The organism is Dictyobacter kobayashii, assembly GCF_003967555.1.
GTDB lineage: Bacteria > Chloroflexota > Ktedonobacteria > Ktedonobacterales > Ktedonobacteraceae > Dictyobacter > Dictyobacter kobayashii.
Genome location: NZ_BIFS01000001.1, coordinates 472,492 through 492,194, shown reverse-complemented (window position 1 = coordinate 492,194; position 19,703 = coordinate 472,492). Strand labels below are relative to the sequence as shown.

General features: G+C 48.3%; 17 protein-coding genes and 2 pseudogenes. 9 read left to right on the top strand and 10 right to left on the bottom strand.

The window, feature by feature from the left end; translation table 11 throughout:
• Nucleotides 1–17 precede the first annotated feature (17 nt).
• On the top strand, nucleotides 18–479 hold the full coding sequence (gene ndk / locus EL645_RS02080; protein WP_126548503.1) for a nucleoside-diphosphate kinase: 462 nt from the start codon (nucleotides 18–20) through the stop codon (nucleotides 477–479).
• A gap of 338 nt (nucleotides 480–817) precedes the next feature.
• Here the strand turns inward: ndk and EL645_RS02075 are convergent, their stop codons facing one another.
• A complete protein-coding gene (locus EL645_RS02075; RefSeq protein ID WP_126548502.1) occupies nucleotides 818–1,102 on the bottom strand; it encodes a hypothetical protein in 285 nt (94 codons plus the stop codon).
• Nucleotides 1,103–1,258: 156 nt separating this feature from the next.
• On the opposite strand from EL645_RS02075, the gene EL645_RS02070 reads away from it, so the two are divergent.
• Nucleotides 1,259–1,843, top strand: coding sequence for a hypothetical protein (locus EL645_RS02070; RefSeq protein ID WP_126548501.1), 585 nt, complete (start codon nucleotides 1,259–1,261; stop codon nucleotides 1,841–1,843).
• Complete coding sequence (locus tag EL645_RS02065; RefSeq protein WP_126548500.1) at nucleotides 1,840–2,031, top strand: CPBP family glutamic-type intramembrane protease; 192 nt, start codon at nucleotides 1,840–1,842, stop codon at nucleotides 2,029–2,031. The genes EL645_RS02070 and EL645_RS02065 overlap by 4 nt, the downstream gene beginning before the upstream one ends.
• Before the next feature lie 85 nt (nucleotides 2,032–2,116).
• On the opposite strand, the gene EL645_RS02060 is transcribed toward EL645_RS02065, so the two are convergent.
• From EL645_RS02060 to pncB, 3 genes are all read right to left on the bottom strand, one after another.
• Complete coding sequence (locus EL645_RS02060) at nucleotides 2,117–2,923, bottom strand: hypothetical protein (RefSeq protein ID WP_136625152.1); 807 nt, start codon at nucleotides 2,921–2,923, stop codon at nucleotides 2,117–2,119.
• Between the two features lie 361 nt (nucleotides 2,924–3,284).
• Entirely contained in the window at nucleotides 3,285–3,803 is a 519-nt protein-coding gene (locus tag EL645_RS02055) for a beta/alpha barrel domain-containing protein (protein WP_126548498.1), read from the bottom strand.
• Entirely contained in the window at nucleotides 3,689–4,693 is a 1,005-nt protein-coding gene (gene pncB / locus EL645_RS02050; protein ID WP_126548497.1) for a nicotinate phosphoribosyltransferase, read from the bottom strand. Before pncB ends, EL645_RS02055 begins: the two co-directional genes overlap by 115 nt.
• A 413-nt stretch (nucleotides 4,694–5,106) precedes the next feature.
• Here pncB and EL645_RS45180 point away from each other — a divergent pair.
• The 4 genes and pseudogenes from EL645_RS45180 to EL645_RS02035 all read left to right on the top strand — a co-directional run bounded on the left by EL645_RS45180 (nucleotide 5,107) and on the right by EL645_RS02035 (nucleotide 9,233).
• A pseudogene (locus EL645_RS45180) lies at nucleotides 5,107–6,623 on the top strand (phytoene desaturase).
• A gap of 203 nt (nucleotides 6,624–6,826) precedes the next feature.
• Complete coding sequence (locus tag EL645_RS42230) at nucleotides 6,827–7,231, top strand: alpha/beta hydrolase family protein (protein WP_246035249.1); 405 nt, start codon at nucleotides 6,827–6,829, stop codon at nucleotides 7,229–7,231.
• The gene (locus tag EL645_RS02040) at nucleotides 7,231–7,881 is read left to right on the top strand and encodes an alpha/beta hydrolase (RefSeq protein ID WP_371865626.1); all 651 of its coding nucleotides are present in this window, start codon (nucleotides 7,231–7,233) and stop codon (nucleotides 7,879–7,881) included. Before EL645_RS42230 ends, EL645_RS02040 begins: the two co-directional genes overlap by 1 nt.
• A gap of 299 nt (nucleotides 7,882–8,180) precedes the next feature.
• Nucleotides 8,181–9,233: a hypothetical protein gene (locus tag EL645_RS02035; protein ID WP_126548495.1), complete on the top strand. Its 1,053-nt coding sequence runs from the start codon at nucleotides 8,181–8,183 to the stop codon at nucleotides 9,231–9,233.
• A gap of 226 nt (nucleotides 9,234–9,459) precedes the next feature.
• Here the strand turns inward: EL645_RS02035 and EL645_RS02030 are convergent.
• Nucleotides 9,460–10,874 (bottom strand): annotated as a pseudogene (locus tag EL645_RS02030) (dihydrolipoyl dehydrogenase family protein).
• A 266-nt stretch (nucleotides 10,875–11,140) separates the two neighbouring features.
• Between EL645_RS02030 and zwf the strand changes: the two are divergent.
• Nucleotides 11,141–12,727: a glucose-6-phosphate dehydrogenase gene (gene zwf, locus EL645_RS02025; protein WP_126548494.1), complete on the top strand. Its 1,587-nt coding sequence runs from the start codon at nucleotides 11,141–11,143 to the stop codon at nucleotides 12,725–12,727.
• Between the two features lie 121 nt (nucleotides 12,728–12,848).
• Here zwf and EL645_RS02020 read toward each other — a convergent pair whose 3' ends face one another.
• The 3 genes from EL645_RS02020 to EL645_RS02010 form a co-directional block, all read right to left on the bottom strand.
• Nucleotides 12,849–13,076 (bottom strand): CsbD family protein, encoded by a 228-nt coding sequence (locus EL645_RS02020; RefSeq protein ID WP_126548493.1) that lies wholly within the window; start codon nucleotides 13,074–13,076, stop codon nucleotides 12,849–12,851.
• Between the two features lie 274 nt (nucleotides 13,077–13,350).
• Complete coding sequence (pepF, locus tag EL645_RS02015) at nucleotides 13,351–15,147, bottom strand: oligoendopeptidase F (RefSeq protein ID WP_126548492.1); 1,797 nt, start codon at nucleotides 15,145–15,147, stop codon at nucleotides 13,351–13,353.
• Between the two features lie 528 nt (nucleotides 15,148–15,675).
• The gene (locus EL645_RS02010; RefSeq protein WP_126548491.1) at nucleotides 15,676–16,674 is read right to left on the bottom strand and encodes a glycosyltransferase family 2 protein; all 999 of its coding nucleotides are present in this window, start codon (nucleotides 16,672–16,674) and stop codon (nucleotides 15,676–15,678) included.
• Nucleotides 16,675–16,841: 167 nt separating this feature from the next.
• Here EL645_RS02010 and EL645_RS02005 point away from each other — a divergent pair, with 167 nt between their 5' ends.
• On the top strand, nucleotides 16,842–17,102 hold the full coding sequence (locus EL645_RS02005; protein ID WP_126548490.1) for a hypothetical protein: 261 nt from the start codon (nucleotides 16,842–16,844) through the stop codon (nucleotides 17,100–17,102).
• 283 nt (nucleotides 17,103–17,385) lie between these two features.
• Here EL645_RS02005 and EL645_RS02000 read toward each other — a convergent pair whose 3' ends face one another.
• Complete coding sequence (locus EL645_RS02000) at nucleotides 17,386–18,450, bottom strand: mannose-1-phosphate guanylyltransferase (RefSeq protein ID WP_126548489.1); 1,065 nt, start codon at nucleotides 18,448–18,450, stop codon at nucleotides 17,386–17,388.
• A 276-nt stretch (nucleotides 18,451–18,726) separates the two neighbouring features.
• Nucleotides 18,727–19,620 carry an acyl-CoA desaturase gene (locus EL645_RS01995; protein WP_126553974.1) on the bottom strand — a complete coding sequence of 298 codons (894 nt, stop codon included), beginning with the start codon at nucleotides 19,618–19,620 and terminating at the stop codon, nucleotides 18,727–18,729.
• Nucleotides 19,621–19,703: the final 83 nt, after the last annotated feature.

The following is a 19,703-nucleotide window of genomic DNA, read 5'->3' as shown; positions in this document are numbered from 1 at the left end:
GGAGTTTCTGTAACGTTATGGAACGTACTTTAATTTTGCTAAAACCCGATGCGGTACAAAGAGATCTCGTCGGTGAAATTATTTCTCGCCTGGAGCGCAAAGGCCTTAAGCTGGTTGGCTTGAAGCTGATGAGCCTTTCAAGCGAATTGTTGAATGAGCACTATAGCCATCTGGTTAGCCGCCCATTCTTTCCAGAGGTGAAATCCTTTATGCAGCGCACCCCTGTGGTCGCGATCTGTGTTGAAGGCTATAAATGTGTGGACGTCGTCCGTTTGCTGGCTGGTGTTACCAACTCACGTGAGGCTACTCCTGGCACCATTCGTGGTGAGTTCTCTATGAGCATGCAGGACAACTTGATCCACTGCTCTGACTCCCTGGAGACGGCCCTGATAGAGGTACCTCGCTTCTTCAAGCCTGAAGAGCTTTTTGAATACAATGATGTTCTGCAGGATTACGTCTACAACTCCAGCGAGCGCTAAATAGCGCGCATTTGCCACACAAAAAGAGACCGGGGAATGACTTCCAGGTAGAAGTCGTTCTCCGGTCTCCTTTTTCAATCCGTCTCTATTAATAGTTTCCCTGCATGCCACAGCGACATCATATATCGCCTCGCAAAGCAAGGCACCATATATAGATGAGGGGGATGAAGGAGATCGCGTATATAGCGAGGATGAGCGGTATCTTTATTCAGCCGTTCTATTAGATTGCTCAAGTTCTGTAGATTGTTGTGTGCGCCCAGGATCAGGATTGGATGTATGCGTCCGGGTGGACGTGGATCGTGGATTGATATCGGCGATCGAATATATGCCTGATGCGTTTAATGTGAAGCTGCTCGAGCCGCTGTGACTGGTTCTTCGGCCGCGGCATGCTGAGACTGTTTTCTTTTTTTGCTGAGACGCCAGCAACAAGACTTACTACGGAAACATTTTTCCTGTTCCTCAATGGTTTCAGGCGGGGTGCCTTTAAGACAGAACACCTGATACATTGGTTCGCCTGCTACATCGTTGCATGGGAACCAACGTTCCCGATAAAATGGACAAGCATTTTTGTGCTTACGCCAGTTGGAATTTTCTTCTGGATTTGTTTCGATTGTCCCTGCCAACCAGGTATCCTTCCTAACTATATGCGACGTGCTATATGTGAAAACGATGGTTTGCACCTAGTATACCATATCTTTTCTGTAGTAATAGGGGTCTGACTACAGACAGAGTGGGAGGTGTAATGGTATAATTGATTATGAAAAAACCGGAGTAAGCTCTTGCTTAAACAGAAGTTTGACAATGTCCCCTGGACTACTAAACAAACCTTTAATGGTATTTTTTTTACCCTTATCCCCTGGATTGCCTTTACGATAGTAAGCTCTCTCTTTAGTACAAGTACTGCAAGTCAGTCTACTAAACCTCTCAATCCACAGGCAGATATCGCCAATGCGGTGGTTACGCTCATTTTTTCGCTGGTTGTGTATAGCGCTTTTTTGATTGCCCCGTTCTTTTATGCTCGACGTCACAGGCAAAGTGCCATATCTGATCAGCGTTCAGTCTGGCAGATGCTGGGCTTTCGCCGCTTCAATGTTGGCCTGGCAATCTTGCTTGTGCTTGGTTCTCTGGTCGTAATCATTTTGCTTAATCAGGGGTATTCTTACCTCATTACAACCTTTCACTTGAACTTGCAGACCAATGATCAGGTTGTATTACAACGTGCGAAGATCGAGCCTATCACCACCTATGCCTCGCTCTTTACCGCTGTATTTATCGCACCTTTTTGTGAGGAGATCTTTTTCCGGAGTTTCTCATTCATGGGGCTCAAGAATGGCATGCAGCCAGCGGTAGCTGATCGATCATGAGTGCTTTGATCTTTGGGGTGGCCCATGGTGACCCGGCCTCATTACCGGTCCTCTTTTGCATTGGGATTGCCCTGGCGCTGCTACGTTTGTTGACGAACTCTTACTGGCCTGGCTTCTTCTTACACCTGCTAAATAATGCTCTGAGTGCGCTCTTGATCATCCTGGTTTTGCATGGTATCCAGATATAATCTCTATGGCCTCAATTAAAGAATTTAGCGCGCAATAAATAAGCTACGCATATGTGCCACTGTTTGTCGCATATGCGTAGCTTATTTATCGTTGCTGGATATGTATACGTCGCTCGCGTTGTAGAATCCTTACGGCTCCTAGCAAGAGGAAAAGGAAGAATACTTGCAAGAAAAAGACATTCTGTTCGGTGGTCAGAGTACTGGCTTTATTCAGGAAAAAGAGCAGGATTGAGGCCAAGCCGAATAGTATGGTTGGTCCGGGCTGATCTCGCCAGCAAGAAGGACGTAGCCACCAGATGGCAACACTGAGTATGAGTGCCCAGTATGCGATCCTACCTTCAATAAATAAGATTAAACTGGTTCCAGCGGGTACTTTGAGGTAGCCGTAGGCCAGGTAGGCGCAGAAGAGCAGGAGTAGTAGCCAGAGCAGGATCGCATCCCATGATTTCAGGCGTGTACGACCTATTGAGAGGCAGAGCGCACTGGCGAGTAAGGAACTGGCCGTAGCGGTATGCATCTGGATGGTCAGCGGGTCCTGTGAGCTTACCCCATGGCTGCTCAGCCAGAACTGCCCAAAAGTGCAAGTGGCCCAGATAATTCCAAACAAGGCACCACCACGTATCCACCAGGAATGCGCGGTAATAAGTATTACCAGCCAGATGACCAGGAGTACTACGCTATAGATCATGCCTATGCGCTCTACTGAGTAGAGGCCGCTATTCAACCAGATGAAGGTTAGCAGACTGGCAATGCCAAGCCCAAAGCCGATCAAGGCGCTAAAGAGGACGATAAATGGAGGTGTCCAGATGACGACCTGGGTACTGGTCGCGCTTTCTGGCTGCTCGGGAGTCATATCTGAAGATGTTGAATACTGCATGTTTGTATCTGTCACAAGTAAAGCCTTATCTATAGATTTTTTTGACCTACTTTTTGTAACGAACAAAGCATGCCATCAGGTACATAGGCTGCCAGAGATACCAGCGTATGCGGGCGTGCGTTGGCGCACCCGCACCTGTTATCTTCTGTGGTGCAAAAAAAGTGCGCCAGCGCACTTTTTTTGCACCACAGAAGATAACACTTTCGCGCCGAAGGCGCGCAAACTCAGGTGTGAAGATTGCAGAGATCATAAGGATCAGATACATTGTCAAAAAAAGTCAGGTATAGTTACAGGATGTGCGCATTTGTGCACATCCTGTAACTATACCTAAAAAGAAGCTTTATGCGTGCCAGGCTGGCACGCATAAAGCTTCTTTTTAGAAACCATTACCATTTAATCCTGATCCTCCGACCAGCTCAAAGGCTTGCTTGCGTAGTGATTGGATACCTTCGCTGAAGCGAACAGGGTATGGATCTGTAACGCTGAGCTGTCGATAACGCTCAGGCAAGAGGCTCAGGTTATACTGGGCCAGTTCGCGAATCTCTGAGAGCGGGGGCAGGCTACCAGGTACAACTTCACCATTGCGTACGACTGGTTTGAGCAGGCGGTGATAATTATCGGGTCTGGGTTCGTGGGCCAGCTGGATAACATCTTCTTTCCAGTCGGGATGGCGATAGATCTCTTTTTTTCCTGGCCACGTACTCTTGGCGCCAGCAATTTTAATTTTAGGATATTCAGTGCCAATCTCATCGACATACCAGGCTTCTTTGTAGACCGTACCTAGCGAACCACCTTCTGCGTTGTGTTCAATAGAGCCAGCTCCACTGCCCAGCGCAGTACCAACTCCGAACGAATCGATTGCCGCCCGGCCTGTAACAATTCCTGAATCTTCCACTCATCCAGATCTCCACTGGCCAGGATGCGCACATTTTGCAGGCCGGCTTTATCCAATTGTTCCCGCACATAAATCGTATCGGCCACCAGATCTCCACTATCCAGCCGTACTGCTGCCAGTGTATGTCCTAGTGTCTCCTGTGAGCGTAATCCTACCTCAATAGCTGTATGGATGGCCCGCCGCGCATCATAGGTATCGAGCAAGAGCGTATAGCGATTATATGCCTCGGCCACCGCCTCAAATGCCTCTTGTTCAGTAGGATACATCTCAATCAATGCGTGCGGAACTGTACCTGTGGCGGGTAAACGATATTCATAGGCTGCGTTTAGCAAAGATGTACTTGAACAACCGCCAATATACGAAGCGCGTGCCACTGTCATTGGTTCCTGTGCGCGCCGAAAAGCAAATTCAGAGATGCGCCGAGGGTGCCCTTGCTCGGCTGCGTAAACGATACGAGAAGCTTTAGTCGCGATCAAAGTTGAAAGTCCAATTGCTTGCAGTAGACCCGCTTCTAACAGGAGCGCCTCACGAAATGGTGCAGTCACCCGCAAAATAGGTTCATGAGGAAACGCAATGCTACCTTCAGGCATCGCCAGAATCTCTCCAGTAAAACGGAGCCTGGACAGGTCATCGAGAAAAGCCGCATCATAATCTCGAATATGGGCCAGAAACTTTAGCTCATCATCTGTATACCGAAACGATTGGGCGAACTCTATCGCAGCCTCGAGGCCAGCAACGAGCAAATAGCCCCCTCCGAAAGGAGCTTTTCGCGTATAGAGATCAAAGGTGGTCAGTCCATTCTGACCTGTCCGCCATGAGACGTATGCTGAGTCTGGATGGTACATATCTGTCATCAATCCCGGATGTAGACTAGGGGCACGACGATTCATAACAACTCCTTTTCTTCCGTGCGCGCTGTGACTTAGTGTATTTTTTACAATATCTCTCTAAGTGCTAACATTGTATCATACCGAGGCAAGTGCGGCTTTTCTATTTATGCCATGCATACCTGTATACTATTCTTGAGTTTTGTTCAGGTTGAGCCTACCCTCTTCACTGGCCCTGGGCGTCACTATAGTGCTTCCAACGACAGAATAGGACCTTTATGTGTCGTGAGCGTACTTAATCGTTACCAACTACAGATAGAAGTGGGTAGAGCGTGTCGAGAGTAGCGTATTATTTCCTATCTGGGAAAGATAGAGTAGTAAACCCCTGGGATTTATTCCAGTGTCCTCTGATTCCTGCACGCAGCAACCTACCTGAACAGATACACATGACCATCAGCTATGATGAGGAGCAGCTTATGAATATTACGGTGATTGGCAGTGGCTTTGGTGGTTTGACGGCGGCGATCCGCTTGCAAGCGCAGGGACATCATGTCACTATGCTTGAGAAGCGTGACAAGCCGGGTGGAAGGGCATATGTCTATGAGCAGGATGGTTTTACCTTTGACGGTGGTCCAACCATTATTACCGCTCCCTGGCTTATCCATGATCTCTTTGAGTTGTGCGGAAAAAAGACCGAAGACTATGTCAAAATTATACCCATAGATCCTTTTTATAATATTCGTTTTGAAGATGGCTCAATTTTTCGTTATAATGCCGATCGTGAACAACTGCTGAGCCAGATTCGCGAGTTCAATCCTTCTGATGTTGAAGGTTATTTGCGTTTTGCCCATGCTGGCGAGAAGATCTTTAAAACTGGTTTTGAGTTGATCGACCAGCCCTTCACCACCTTTGGCTCAATGGCTAAAGTATTGCCCGATCTGGTACGTTTGCAGTCTCAGAAATCAGTCGCCAGCTTTGTTAACCAGTATATTAAAGATGAGCGCCTGCGCCAGGTCTTTAGCTTCCATCCACTCTTGATCGGCGGTAATCCTTTCCAGAGTACCTCGATCTATGCATTAATTCACACCCTGGAGCAACGTTTCGGGGTCTGGTTTGCCATGGGGGCACAGGAGCACTGGTGCGCGCCCTGGTCAAATTATTTGAGGATATGGGTGGCCAGATCTACCTGGACCGCGAGGTGAGCGAGATTGTCATTAATGAGCAGAATAAGCGGGCTGAAGGTGTGCGTACCCGTGATGGTGAGTTTTTCCCGGCCCAGATCGTGGTGAGCAATGCGGATGTGGCCTTTACATATATGCATCTGATCCAGGAGCGCTTTCGCCAGAAAAACACTGATCATAAGCTTAAACGTATGCAATATTCTATGTCACTTTTTGTGCTCTACTTCGGCACTGACCGCAAGTATGAGAACATAGCTCACCATGAAATTCTGATGGGACCGCGCTACAAGGGATTATTGGACGACATCTTTAAGCGCAAAGTACTGGCCAGGGATTTCTCACTTTATCTGCACCGTCCAACAGCCACCGATCCGTCATTGGCACCTGAGGGACATGATGCCTGGTATGTACTATCACCTGTTCCTCATCTGGGAAGTGGTACCGACTGGACCACAACCGCTAAACCTTACCGCGACTCCATTGTGCAGTATCTGGAAGAGCATTATATGCCCGATCTGTCCAAACATATCGTCACCGAGCACTACATCGATCCGCTCCATTTCCGCGATGAACTCAATAGTTATCTCGGTAGCGCCTTCTCCGTCGAACCAATTCTGACGCAGTCTGCCTGGTTCCGGCCACACAATATTAGTGAAGATATTCCCAACCTCTACTTCACGGGAGCAGGAACTCACCCCGGTGCGGGTTTACCTGGAGTCATGAGTTCAGGTAAAATAGTAGCAGATATGATTGGAGGTGGCACCCCTGATCAGAAGATGCAATCGCTAACATCAGTGTCAACGAAGAACTAAAATTACTAGCCTCCGTCTAAATGAGCAATATCCGGGCGATACTGTTTTTGAGGATGGAGAATGCGGCGTCCTGCCCTGCTATTTCGTGTAGTGAAGAACTGGAGACCCTCCACTTCTTCACTCCGCCTTCTTGTGTTCGGTTGGCATTTGTATGTTGATCGGTGATCCAGCTTGATCATTACTACAAGGAGAGGAGTTTGTCTATGGCTGGGCAACATCGATGGGCTTTAGGACTCGCAACAAGCACAGCAAGCCTCCTGGGGCTTACTGTAACCAGCGGATTGGCACTTGTAGCGCACTTCTTTGTACAAGAATTTTCGCGTCCGCATATCCCCCTGCCCGACTCTGCCCTGGAGTGGGGTATGCCTCAATCACTGCTTGAAGAACCTCCGCAACTGGCGCAGCGTTCGTTACTCTTCAAGGCCTCTGATGGGACTTTACTGTGCGGGGATTTCTGGGCGCAGCCGGTGCTTGCGCCAACCATCATTCTCTGTCATGGTTATCGCATCTCTCGCTCTCACCTGCGCCCGGTGGCGCAACTGGAATATTCGCGTGGCTACAACGTCCTCTTCTTCGATTTTCGTGGACACGGGACAGCGAGAGCGTGATGACCACCGCGGGAAATGCTGAGGTACGCGATATGGAGGCTGCGATCTATGTTGCCAGCCACCAGCCAGAGACCCTGCCGGGCAAAATCATTATCCATGGGTTTTCTATGGGAGCGGCGGTTGCGCTCCTGACCACACCGCATCCTGATGTTGTGGCTATTATTGCCGATAGCCCTTACGCGCGCTCAGACGATATCCTGCGCCGCCTGGTCGCCTTTCGACTGGTTGATGAATGGCTGTTGCGCTATCCGCGCCTGCCTCTGCCACAGCTACTGGTAACCCTGCTGGCCTGGAGCATCGTCGGCATGAGCCGTATTGTTTTCCGGCTCCGTTACGGCTTCACTGTAATCGCCCGGCCTGACACCAGTTTTAAACGTTGGAAACAGCGCTCAAAAAAAATCTTACAATACCATCCTATACCAATACTCTTAATCCATTCATCTGGAGACAATCTCATCCCAATAGAGCACGCCCACCAGCTCAAGGCTGAAGCAATGGCATACGGAGCACCCCTTGAAACCTACTTTGCTGACGCCAAAGTGCACTGTGGTGCCTATGGTTGGAATCCAATGCAATATGACCTCGTAATCCAAACCTTTCTGGCTAAACATCTAGCTGATTCTCTACCTGAGCTTCATCGTAACCTCTAAATTTTAGATATTAAATTGTCCAACGAGCAACATACAAAAAAGACAGGTCGTGTTGCAGTAAGTGTGCATTCGCGCACTTACTGCAACACGACCTGTCTTTTTTGTATGTTGAAATACTAAGAATCTACCCTTAAACCCAGATCAAAGGCTATTTTGTGATGAATATCGTGATTTAGGCCCTTGAATCTTTACGAACTTACGTGCATAATCTATAACAAGGAACGCTCAATAATGTAGTTGCATTCTACGCACTATCATCGCTGTATGTTTTTGCGGTACGTAAAGGAGCAAGGGTAAAAATGTTTTCATCGGAAGAAATTTCACAAACGACTGGAGCACTTGAGAATCTTCCTGAAGCACTTGAGAAGCTTTCGCAGACGACTGATGCACTTGAGAAGCTTCCACGTACGTTTGACCATCGTAGTGCCTTGAATGAAGGTCGGCAACAGATTTTACAGCAGAAGCAATCCGATAAAAACACGGATACCTTGCCTCCTCTTGGGGCTGAGGCACCTGCGGTTAAAATATCCTGGCGACAGATGGTGCAACTACGTGAAGAAAATCAGCGTTTGCGGGCCACTCTGGATGAATTGCAAGGGACTATGCAGCAATTGAGTGATGAAAAGACGCAATTGCAGGCTCGATTTGAGGCCGAGATTGCTGTGATCCACAGTGGACATCAGCAGGACATTGCTCATTATCAAACGCATCTCCTGGAGTTGATGGATGAGCGTAATCGTCTGTATGATGAATATAGCGCCCTGAACGTCGTCCAGCAGGATTTCGCGCAACGCTTTGAGCGCTCGGTGGACGAAGAGATACAGCAACGTCTGGAGGCGCTGGCTCAGGTGTTGGATACCTCTGACGCTGGGTTTGAGCTGCCAGACGCCCTGCAGCGCTTTGTGCAGACAGTAGGGCTACAAGCACGCAGTGATGGAGATCGCTATCTGGCTGAAGTGGTGCATTTGAAGCGTGAGGTAGAGCGTATGGCCGAGTCGTTGGATAAGGAGCGGCAGCGCCTTGACGACGAGAGGCGCCAGTTGATCACATTACAGCAGAGTGCATCTGAGCAGGCGCAACTACGCCAGAAGACGCTGGATGCCCGCTTTCGCGCGCGTTGGAAAGCCATTTCACTGTCAACCTCTGCCGGTTTATTACTGCTCCTGATTGTCCTCCAATTTGTCTGTATGGCCCTCTTCCATATCCCGTTGGCAGGAACGGTGACCCTGGCCCTCTTAATGCCGATTCTGTTCTGTGCGCTGATAGCTATTATTATGGCCAGCCCGCCAGTACAAATTCTGAAATATGTACGCGATAGTGTTCCCCGGCGCAAGAAAATTATGGCTTCCTGAAGCTTATGGCTCCTTAAGAGAAGAGAGTGAGCCATCAGCATGGGAAGCGTGCCGCCCTTGTGAGGACGTGCGCTGGCGCGCCCGCACAAGTTTTAGTATAAGGTGTAGAAAATGCTCTTTGTGCATTTTCTACACCACACTACAAAAACAATGTTGAGCACCGCAGGTATGAAAGCACATGGACAGAGCGTGCGAAGGACATGGGAATCGAACACACGCTCAACGGCTACTTTTTCATTCGTAGCACGGTTTGAATCAATCTACGGTTAGTAACAACGGCGCCTCCATGTAAATATGCTTGAAATGTAGCCTGTTGGAGCCCTGTACTGTACGTTGGATAAGGATGGATGGTATTGTAGATATGGCTGATGGAGAGGTGGTGTTTCATAGCCAGGGCCAGTTCACCCAATAAATCGCCCGTTCGGGTGCCAATCAGATGTGCGCCAACGATCTCCTCTTTACGGCCTTTCAGGATTAATTTGATGAAGCCTGCAGGGGCACCTTCGATCTGGCACGATCGATCTCATTCCAGGGGAACGTCACCACTCGTGTATGCTTGTAGTGTTTCTCGGCCTCTGCTTGTGTCAGGCCAATGTGTGCCACTTCTGGATCGGTAAAAGTACACCAGGGAACCACGCGATAATCGACTTTTTGTCTTCTGATAGGGAAGAGCGCATTGCGTATAGCTACGCCTGCCTGGTAAGCTGCGACATGAGTAAAATAATAGCCCCCGATTACATCTCCTAGCGCAAAAACATTGGAGTTGCTTGTTTGTAGATACTCGTTGACTTGAATACCTTGCTCAGTATATATGATGTCGGCAGCTTCTAAATTCAAGTCCGCTACATTAGGTTGGCGGCCGGTTGCAATTAGCAGTTCATCGGTCTCCAACTCAAGGATTTTGTCTTCCAGTTTTATTGTAAGGCATTTTTTATTGCCTTGCTGGCTTACCTGCATGGGTTGGGCATGGGTATAAATAGTTATTCCCTCATTACGTAGTATGCCAGTGAGGGCCGTAGCGATTTCTAGATCCTCGCGTGGTAGTAATTGTGGTGCGCGCTGTACAATAGTGACCCGAGTGCCTAAACGTGCCAGGGCCTGGGCTAATTCGACCCCTACGGGCCCACCCCCTATTACGATGAGCGATGCTGGCAAGCGAGACAGATCAAAAATTGTCTCATTGGTCAGATACTCGATCTCCTCCAGGCCTGGCAGAGCAGGTAGCGCAGGGTGTGAACCAGTGGCGATTAATGTATGGCGCGTGGTGATATCCGTTTCATTGAGCCGCAGGGTCGTTGAGGATTGAAATGTTACCTTCCCAAAGGCTACATCCACCCCATTTGTGTACTCCTGTTCATTGACAGCAATCCGAGCAATCACTTGCTGAATATACTGACTGACCTTTTCCATATCGACCTGGCCACTGCCCGGCTGCAGGCCGAATTGGGTAGCGAGGCGCGCCTGTCGTACCACGTGCGCCACATGGATCAAGCTTTTGCTCGGCACACAGCCATAGTTCAGGCAATCGCCCCCCAGGCGCTCCTTATCGATTAAAAGGACTCGAGCTCCTAGCGAATGAGCTATTTGCGCCGCAGTCAAGCCAGCGGAGCCACCCCCGATAATAGTTACGTCATAATTCATGCGGGCCATGAGTTCTCCTCTAATTTTGTTAATAAAGATGTGTAGCTGGTGGCCGATCGGGTAAGACAAAAAGGTGTGAAGAGTCGCCACCCAAAGGTACCAGTCAACTGCTTTTTTGCTCAACAAATGAATATATGTCAAAGTGTGATACGTGTGGTGCGTATATATCATAGACGTGTACGTTTGCTCGTAGTGGTCAATGCCGCCCTCTAGTGGACTATGTACAGGTTGGGAAGATTGTTCTGTATTCTTGAGGAGAAACTTTTATGACTCAACAAGCTACTGCACCACAGTTGAAGAAACATACGATCTGGCAAAGTGGTCGTACGCCTGATCCCTGTGCGATTGTACTTTTTGGGGCCACGGGCGATCTGGCACAGCGCAAGATCCTACCGACCCTGGCCCATCTTATTCACGATCATCCCCAGCCGGAGACCATTTGCATTGTGGCTTTTGCCCGTCGACCCCTGGGTGATGATGGTTGGCGTTCAATGGTGCTCGACTCGCTTGATAAATATATGCCTGCCGATGATAAACTGGATGACGCTGGTAAACAGGCATTTGCGCAGCGTCTTTTTTATTGCCAGTCAAATTTTGATGAAGATGAGGGCTATCAACGCCTGAAGCAACTACTTGAGAAGCTTGATAAAGAGCAGGGCACCGGCGGAAATCGCCTGTATTATCTAGCCACACCACCTGATACCGATGTTGAGATTATCAATCATCTTGGTAAGGCTGGCCTGGCCCAACCGGCTTCATCGGCGCAGAATGGCAACGGGAATGGGAATGGAAAGAAGCCCTGGGTCCACATTATTACGGAAAAGCCATTTGGACACGACCTGGAATCGGCTAAGGCTCTCAATAAAGTAATTGGCAGCGTTTTCCGTGAAGATCAGATCTATCGTATTGATCACTACATGGGAAAAGAGACTGTTCAAAATATTATTGCATTTCGCTTTGCCAACAGTATTATGGAACCACTCTGGAATCAAAAATATATTGATCATATTCAGATTGTGGTTGCGGAAAGCCTGGGCATCGAGAATCGAGCTGAATATTATGAACATGCGGGCGCGATCAAAGATATTGTGCAGAACCACGTGATGCAGATCCTCTCTTTGACCGCCATGGAGCCTCCAGCTGATTTCTCGGCGAACGATATTCGCGATGAGAAAGTAAAAGTCTTGCGAGCCATTTGCGCAATGACACCTGAGCAGGTCGCCGAGAGGACCGTACGCGGTCAGTATACGGCGGGAGTACTGGATGGTCAGCGAGTAATAGGTTATAAAGAAGAGAAGGGTGTCGACCCAAACTCTACTACTGATACCTATGTGGCGCTTAAATTGTATATTGAGAACTGGCGCTGGGCTGATGTGCCGATATATATTCGTACAGGCAAGCGTCTTCCCAAACGTAGTACCGAAGTTATGGTTCAGTTCAAGCGTGTGCCCCACCAGCTTTACTCACAAGAAGAAATGAAGGGCATGAAACCGAATCGCTTGATCCTGCGCATACAGCCCGAAGAAGGCATATCTCTCTTGATTGGCGCGAAGAAGCCGGGGGCGGCTAATGATCTCTCTACGATAGATCTGGATGCCTCGTATAAGACCGTCTTTGGTATCGAGTTGCCAGAGGCCTATGAGCGCCTGATCGCCGATTGTATTCTGGGAGACTCGACCCTTTTTATTCGCCGTGATGAGATCGAGGAGTCCTGGCGTATCATCGATAGTATTACCAATGCCTGGAAGCAGATGGGACCAGAGACAGTCTATCCTTACCCCGCGGGAACCTGGGGTCCTAAAGAGGCCGATGAATTGATTGCTAAAGATGGTCGTGAGTGGGTTAATCCTTGATTAGCTGACCAGCAATAAGTGGTTATAATAAAGAAGAGCAACCAGCTGATCTGGTTGCTCTTTTAATGTTCAGGTGTAGTAGACATGATTTTTTAACAGTGGGGAAGGGGCTACTTACACCTTATTTGTTGGGATCCAGGGTGTTGTCAATTTTGCGCTCGGTGTGACCAACGGTCGACTGAGTTTTGCCTTCAAACTGCTTGGCATCGCCGCGAGCTTCTTCTTTGGGATTATCGGTTGTTTTACCAAGTGCGCTCTGTACTTTACCGGCAGCCTGTTTTAATTTACCTTTTACTGTATCTTCACTGCCCTGGGTTCCTAAATCTTTTTTATCTTCATACTCACTCATATGTCTTTATCTCCTTTGAATGTAGTTCCTACATATTCGTCAGTCAGGGTTGGGTTAGTTATCCACCCTTCCTTTGTGATACTCATAAGGGGGATCAAAAGGATACAGTTAATCTCTACCATGCATGAATTGTATAACAGAGCAAGATAGTTATGTGTGCTTTGTAACGGCGGCTGGCATTTAGCGGGCTGAAATCTGGCAAGTGGATGAAGCCCCATTATCCCTACTATGCAGAGCTGATGGGGCTTCATGTTTTTTGATGTTGAAAGGTTAATTAGCCCAGGAGCTCTTCCATCTGGGAAAGATGAGTTTCAAAGAGTTGGAATGCCTGGCGCACAGGTTCAGGTGTCGTCATGTCGACACCAGCTTTTTTCAACAGTTCAATGCTGTAGTCGGATGAGCCAGAGCTGAGGAATTTCAGATAGCGCTCTACCGCTGGTTGACCCTCGGTGAGAATCTGTTGTACCAGAGCAGAGGCTGCTGAAATGCCGGTAGCATACTGGTAGACATAGAAATTGTAGTAAAAGTGAGGTATGCGTGCCCATTCGATGCCGATCAGATTATCGATGACAGCTTCTCCACCATAGTATTTTTTGTTGAGTCCGGCATACATGGTAGTCAAGGTGTCGGCAGTTAACGCTTCACCTTTTTCTGCCTGGCTATGAATTTGTTGTTCAAATTCGGCAAACATGGTTTGTCGGAAGAGGGTTGCCCGAATATCTTCTAACGAGTGATTGAGAATGGCGATGCGGACCGCTTTATCAGTCGTATTTTTTAGCAGATATTCGGTGAGCAGGCCTTCATTGAGAGTAGAAGCAACCTCGGCCACAAAGATGGTGTAGTCTCCGTATTGATAGGGCTGATTGCTGCGTGTGAAATACGAATGCATGGAGTGGCCCAGTTCATGTGCCAGTGTAAACATGCTTTCGCGTTTCTCCTGGAAGTTCAGCAGGATAAATGGCTGTGTGCCGTACGCGCCACCACTATAGGCCCCACCGCGCTTACCAGGGGTCTCGAAGACATCGATCCAGCGCTTTGAAAAACCATCTTTGAGCACTGAAATGTAATTTTTACCGAGAGGTGCTAATGCCTCGGTAATAGTATCGCGGGCCTGGGCATACGTGACTGCATCCGTGGTCTCTTCAACAATCGGTGTATAGAGATCATACATATGCAACTCATCCAGTTGCAGGATGCGTTTGCGCAGCTTCATGTAGCGATTGAGCAATGGGATATGCTCACTGACCGTAGAGATCAGATTATCATAGACGCTCTCTGGAATGTTGTAGCGGGAGAGCGCACGTTCGCGGCTAGAACTATAGTTACGCTGGCGTGTGTAAAAGATATCCGTCTTCACCTGTGCTGCCAGTGTCGCTGCAATGGTGTTGCGCTGTTTTAAGAATGTACTGTGCAAAGCCTCAAAAGCATCTTTGCGTACGCGGCGATCTTTGCTGCGAATAAATGTGAGATAGTTGCCCTGTGTCAGTTCAATCTCTTCCCCTTCTTCGTTGCGAATTGTTGGTAGCTTTAGATCCGCATTATCGATCATTGAGAAGATAGAATCGGGCGCATCGCTGATCTCACCGGCAGCAGCCAGTACAGCTTCTACCTCGGCTGAACGCACATGTGGGCGTTTGCGGTTGAGATCCTGCAACTGAACATTATAGAGCTCCAGGCCAGGAGTCTGTTGAATATACTGATTGAGGGTCTCTTGCGGCAGCGCTAGAATCTCTGGCTCAATAAAAGCAGCAACGGTGGATGTACGCACAAATAATTGCATTGCCCTATCAGCCATAGCCAGATATTTGCTATTAGTAGTATCTTCATCCTTGCGCATCGAAGAATAGACATAAAGCTTTTCGAGCGCTTCTGTGATTTCGTCGCGGGTGCGAAGCACTTTGAGCAAGGCGCTCCCACTTTGCGCCAATGTTCCTTTTAATGCTTCCAATTCAGGTAGTCGTTGCTGAATATGTTGGAAATCGCTTTCCCAGGCCTCATCTTGTGAATAGATGCTCTCAAGATTCCAGGTATACTCGGTTGGAATCTCGTCACGCTTCTTAAACGTTTGCAATGTTAGTACGACCTTTCCTCAATGATATGAAAACTGGTCTGTTTGTTTCTGGATGTACTCACATGATATCATATGCCTCCAGCCAACAGATAAATTGCAATCTCTAAGAATGTGCTTGCTTCCCATACCTATGGGAAGCAAATCGTTCCTGTGCGGACGTGCGCTGGCGCGCCCGAACAATTTTCATGGTGTGATGCAGAAAATGCGCACAAGCGCATTTTCTGCATCACACCATGAAAATTGTTCGGGCACCGTAGGTGTGAATGCACCTGGACAGAGCGTGCGGACGTGCGCTGGCGAGCCTGAGCAGTTTTCATAGTGTGGTGTCACAAATGCGCACAAGCGCATTTGTGACACCACACTATGAAAACAATTTCATGGGAGGACTTATCAGAAATAAGGGGCAGAAATACTAAATTTTGGGGACACTAATGTAGTGTATTAGATATCCGACGGGGAAAAATAAAAGGAGTGAATATGCTATATTCACTCCTGATGGTATTTAATAAGAGGGAGAGGCAGCGGAATCTACTCCTCGTCTTCTTCCTCCTCGTCCTCCTCGTCCTCATACTCATCATCGAACCCTTCAAGCAACAGGTCTTCGCGATCACCCCATTTAGAGAGATAGCGATAGAAGTTGCGCTTGGCGAGACGAGTACGCTCGGCATCGGAGAGGGTAGCATTCTGTGGTGCCGGATGAGACTGTAAGGGCAGATCAGGTGTACGAATGATACTCATCTCAAGATCTCGAATAGCAAAACAGAAGTCTACATCCATATATTCTGGATAACGATATCCTTCATCTAGCAGACCAGTCTTTTTAAGGAGGGAGCGTTTGAAAGCCATACACTGACCATCAATAGCTTCCACCTCAGCCTCCTCGCTCTCCTCAAAATGGCGCAGATCATCGGTGCGCAGTCCGCGCAGGCCGGTCAGACCTACCTGAGGATCTTCCAGTGTGTGTGCAAGCGGTGTAAAAATGTCGCCCGTGAGTTCGACATTGCTATCCAGGAATAGAATATAGCGGCCACGGCTCTGCTGGAGTCCCAGGTTGCGAGCCTCAGCCACACCCATTTTGCGGGTTGCGCGTAGGACATGGACACGGGCATCGCGATGATGCAGGGTTTCCGCCCAGATGTCGAGGCCATCCTGGGATGCATTATCAATCAAAATGATCTCAATCGTCGTGTCGCCTGCATTATTGAGCACACTATCGATACAACGACGTGTCTGCTCACTATTGTTCTGGGCTAGAATATTGACGGAAAACGTACAAAGATCGACTTCATCGAGCAACGAAGGTAACTGGCGGGCAGTATGATACAAGGTGCCATCTACAAAAATGTTAGGTAGGATAACCAGGTGAGCCCCATGTGGATTATCTTTGACGACGTAGCCAGCGTCCTCAAGTTGTTGCTTGAGAACATCAGCACGATCGTATTGTCCTTTACGCCGAAGGAGATCACGCTCATGTGATAGGGCGAGAATTTCTTCTGGAATAACCTGACGATATGGACGGGTAGTCATATGTACTTTCCTTCCTTGCTACGCTAAACTCTATCCACGAAACATTCCTACCAGCCCGGTATAAGTGTACGGGTCGGCAGTCCCTCGAAAATACTTTCCTGGTACCATACCATCTTCCCCTTAAATGTCGCGAACAAAGTGACAATGAAGCGCCAGCGCATGTATATATGATGGCGTTTGCTTGTAGTCATGTCGGACGCATCATCTCCATCTGTTCGGTTCTGGTGGAAATTGAGCTCTCGGCTCATCCTTACTCGTGGGACGTACCTGTTGTATTAGCATTGGATCAACATAATCAATTGGACGTAGCGACCAAAGTCTATCATAGTCGCAAGAAATTGTATATCTATGCCAACAATCTGCATATTTTTATGCCTCATTGGAACTCCTCTGCTGTGAAGAAAAACAGGTTGGCTGATCCCGGCTAATATGCCATCTTTATGCGCGTATCATTGCTTGGAGTATGGAGTCGTCCTGGCTGTGTGAAGTCTGGCATAGTTAAGATGAGCGTGTCTCCGCTGGAGAATAGTTGTCTGGAGAGTAGCATTGAAAACCCCCTTCTTGACGAGGCATTACGAATCTCTCAACAATTATAGCATATATTCCGGGTCGTCTGTGTGCTGGAGCCATAAAGTATTACTGCCCAAAAATGTTGGTGACCTCTTTTGCATCAGGCAAAAGAGGTCACCAACATTTTTGGGCAGTAATACTTTATGCTTTTTTATTCTGTTGCTCAGCCAGTTCTTTAACGCGATGCACATGAGTTTTATGGCAAATAACAGTCATGTCTTCCATTTCAACCACAATGGTGTCTTCCAGGCCGATAGTGTAGACCCGGCGTTTGGTATTGTTGTAGACAATCACATTCTGGCTTCCCAGGCCAATATGTGAGCCGACCGCATGAATACCTTTATCATCGCAGGGGAAGAGGGAGCCATACTGTTGCCAGTTACCAACATCATTCCAACCTAGCTGTGCCGGAATGACGGCCAGGTTCTGTGTCTTTTCCAGAATGCCATAATCAATTGAAATAGATTGTAGTTCAGGCCATACACTGGCCAGTGTTGCTTGCGCATGTTCGGTCTGAGCCGCATCAACAATGGTCTGAATTTGCTCGGCTATTTTGGGTAAATGGCTGGCAAACTCAGCTAAAATCGCCTTCACGCTCCAGATGAAAATACCAGCATTCCACACGTAATGGCCATCATCCAGATAACTCTGAGCGGTCTCTAGATTGGGTTTCTCCACAAAACGCTCTACCTGGAAGGCTTTATAGCCACTTCCCTGGCTGATCTCATCTGCAAAGCGAATATAACCATAGCCGGTTTCTGGTGAAGTAGGTTGGATACCAATGGTGACCAGTTTGCCCTGTTCGGCCAAATCATAGGCCAGTTCAAGCGTCTGGCGTAGACTTTCGACCTGGGTAATCACCGCGTCCGCGCTGAAGATAGCCATAATCGCATCTGGATCCTGCCTGGCGATTGATGCCGCTGCCCAGGCGATGGCGGGAGCCGAGTTGCGCCCCATGGGTTCGCGTAAAATGTGATCAGCAGAAATGGTTGGTAAATGTTCTTGAACCAACTCTGCCATACTCTTACCAGTGACAACCCAGGACTGTTGGGGGGTCACGAGTGGAGCAATACGTTCCAGCGTCTCCTGTATCATGCTTTGACCACTTGGGAGTGGGAGAAATTGTTTGGGAAAGCTGGGTGTACTCAGGGGCCATAAACGTGTGCCGCTGCCACCCGCTAAAATAACGGCGTTAAGATGTTTCATGTTGAGAAAATACGCCTCCTCATTGCAAATCCTGTCGTCATGCTGAGATTGATGAACGAGATCCGCTTGTCTCGCATCTAGTCTATGTGGGATTGTATCGGTGTTTTTTGCTGGTGTCAAACAGTAGAACTAAAATGCCAGATCTATCCGCGACCGGTGCTTTTTATGCTACTAGCCGCACTATTCCATAAAGTATGGCGATACGTTCACAGGCCGAATATTAAAAAAGTCAGGAAGACAACCAGTCTTCCTGACATATGTATTATTTTGTGTAACTTATTTGCTCAAGCTGGCTACTTTTTCTACCATGGGAGATGAAGTAACCACGGCTGTTTTAGGCCTGGGATTTTGGTAGCGGCGGGCCAGCATATCTGAAGGAATACGATAAACCTCTTTGGCCAGTCCGACGCGTTCAAGGGCGCGAATCAGGTAGGCCGAGAAATCTATCTGCCACCAATGCAGGCCATGAAAAGCTGAACGAGGAAAGGCATGGTGATTATTGTGCCAGCCTTCACCAAAGGCGAGGAGTCCAACGACCCATTCATTGCGGCTCTTATCGGTGGTCTCAAATTCGCGGTTGCCAAATGTGTGGCAAATCGAATTAACACTCCAGGTTACATGGTGCACGATAAAGATGCGTACCAGCCCTGCCCAAAGTAGACCGTGCCAGCCACCAATTGCAAAAGGAATTAGCAGCGAGAGTACTACCCACAATAGGAATGTGCGGCTGACAAAAACCACCATGCGATCATTGACCAGATTGCGGCAATAGAAGTTTGGATCGGCCATGCGGTCCTTGAATAGCCAGCCCAGGTGAGCATGGACAAAACCCTCGGTTGGGCTATGGGGATCGCCCTCTTTATCTGACTGGGCATGATGCTTGACGTGCGTGGCGGCCCATTCCAGTGCCGATCCTTGCAAAGACATTGAACCAAAGACCAATAAAAGGAATTTGACGATTGGATGAGCCCGGAAACTGCGGTGCGTCAACATACGGTGGAACCCGGCGGTAACGCCAAAAGTAATACAGGTATACATAATAAGGAGCATCACAATATCTGATAGGAAGACAGCTCTATTCCAGAGTGCCCACATAGCATAGATAGTGGCAAGGAATGGGAGTACTACTACAAGGAGAAGGACACCTTTGTATAGGGGACTGGATTTCATCAAACCTCCGATTATTGTATCTCTATTGAGATGAGTCTTTTTTTTCCTCGTTTTAAGAGTTCTATGTAAGTAAGAGCAGATTC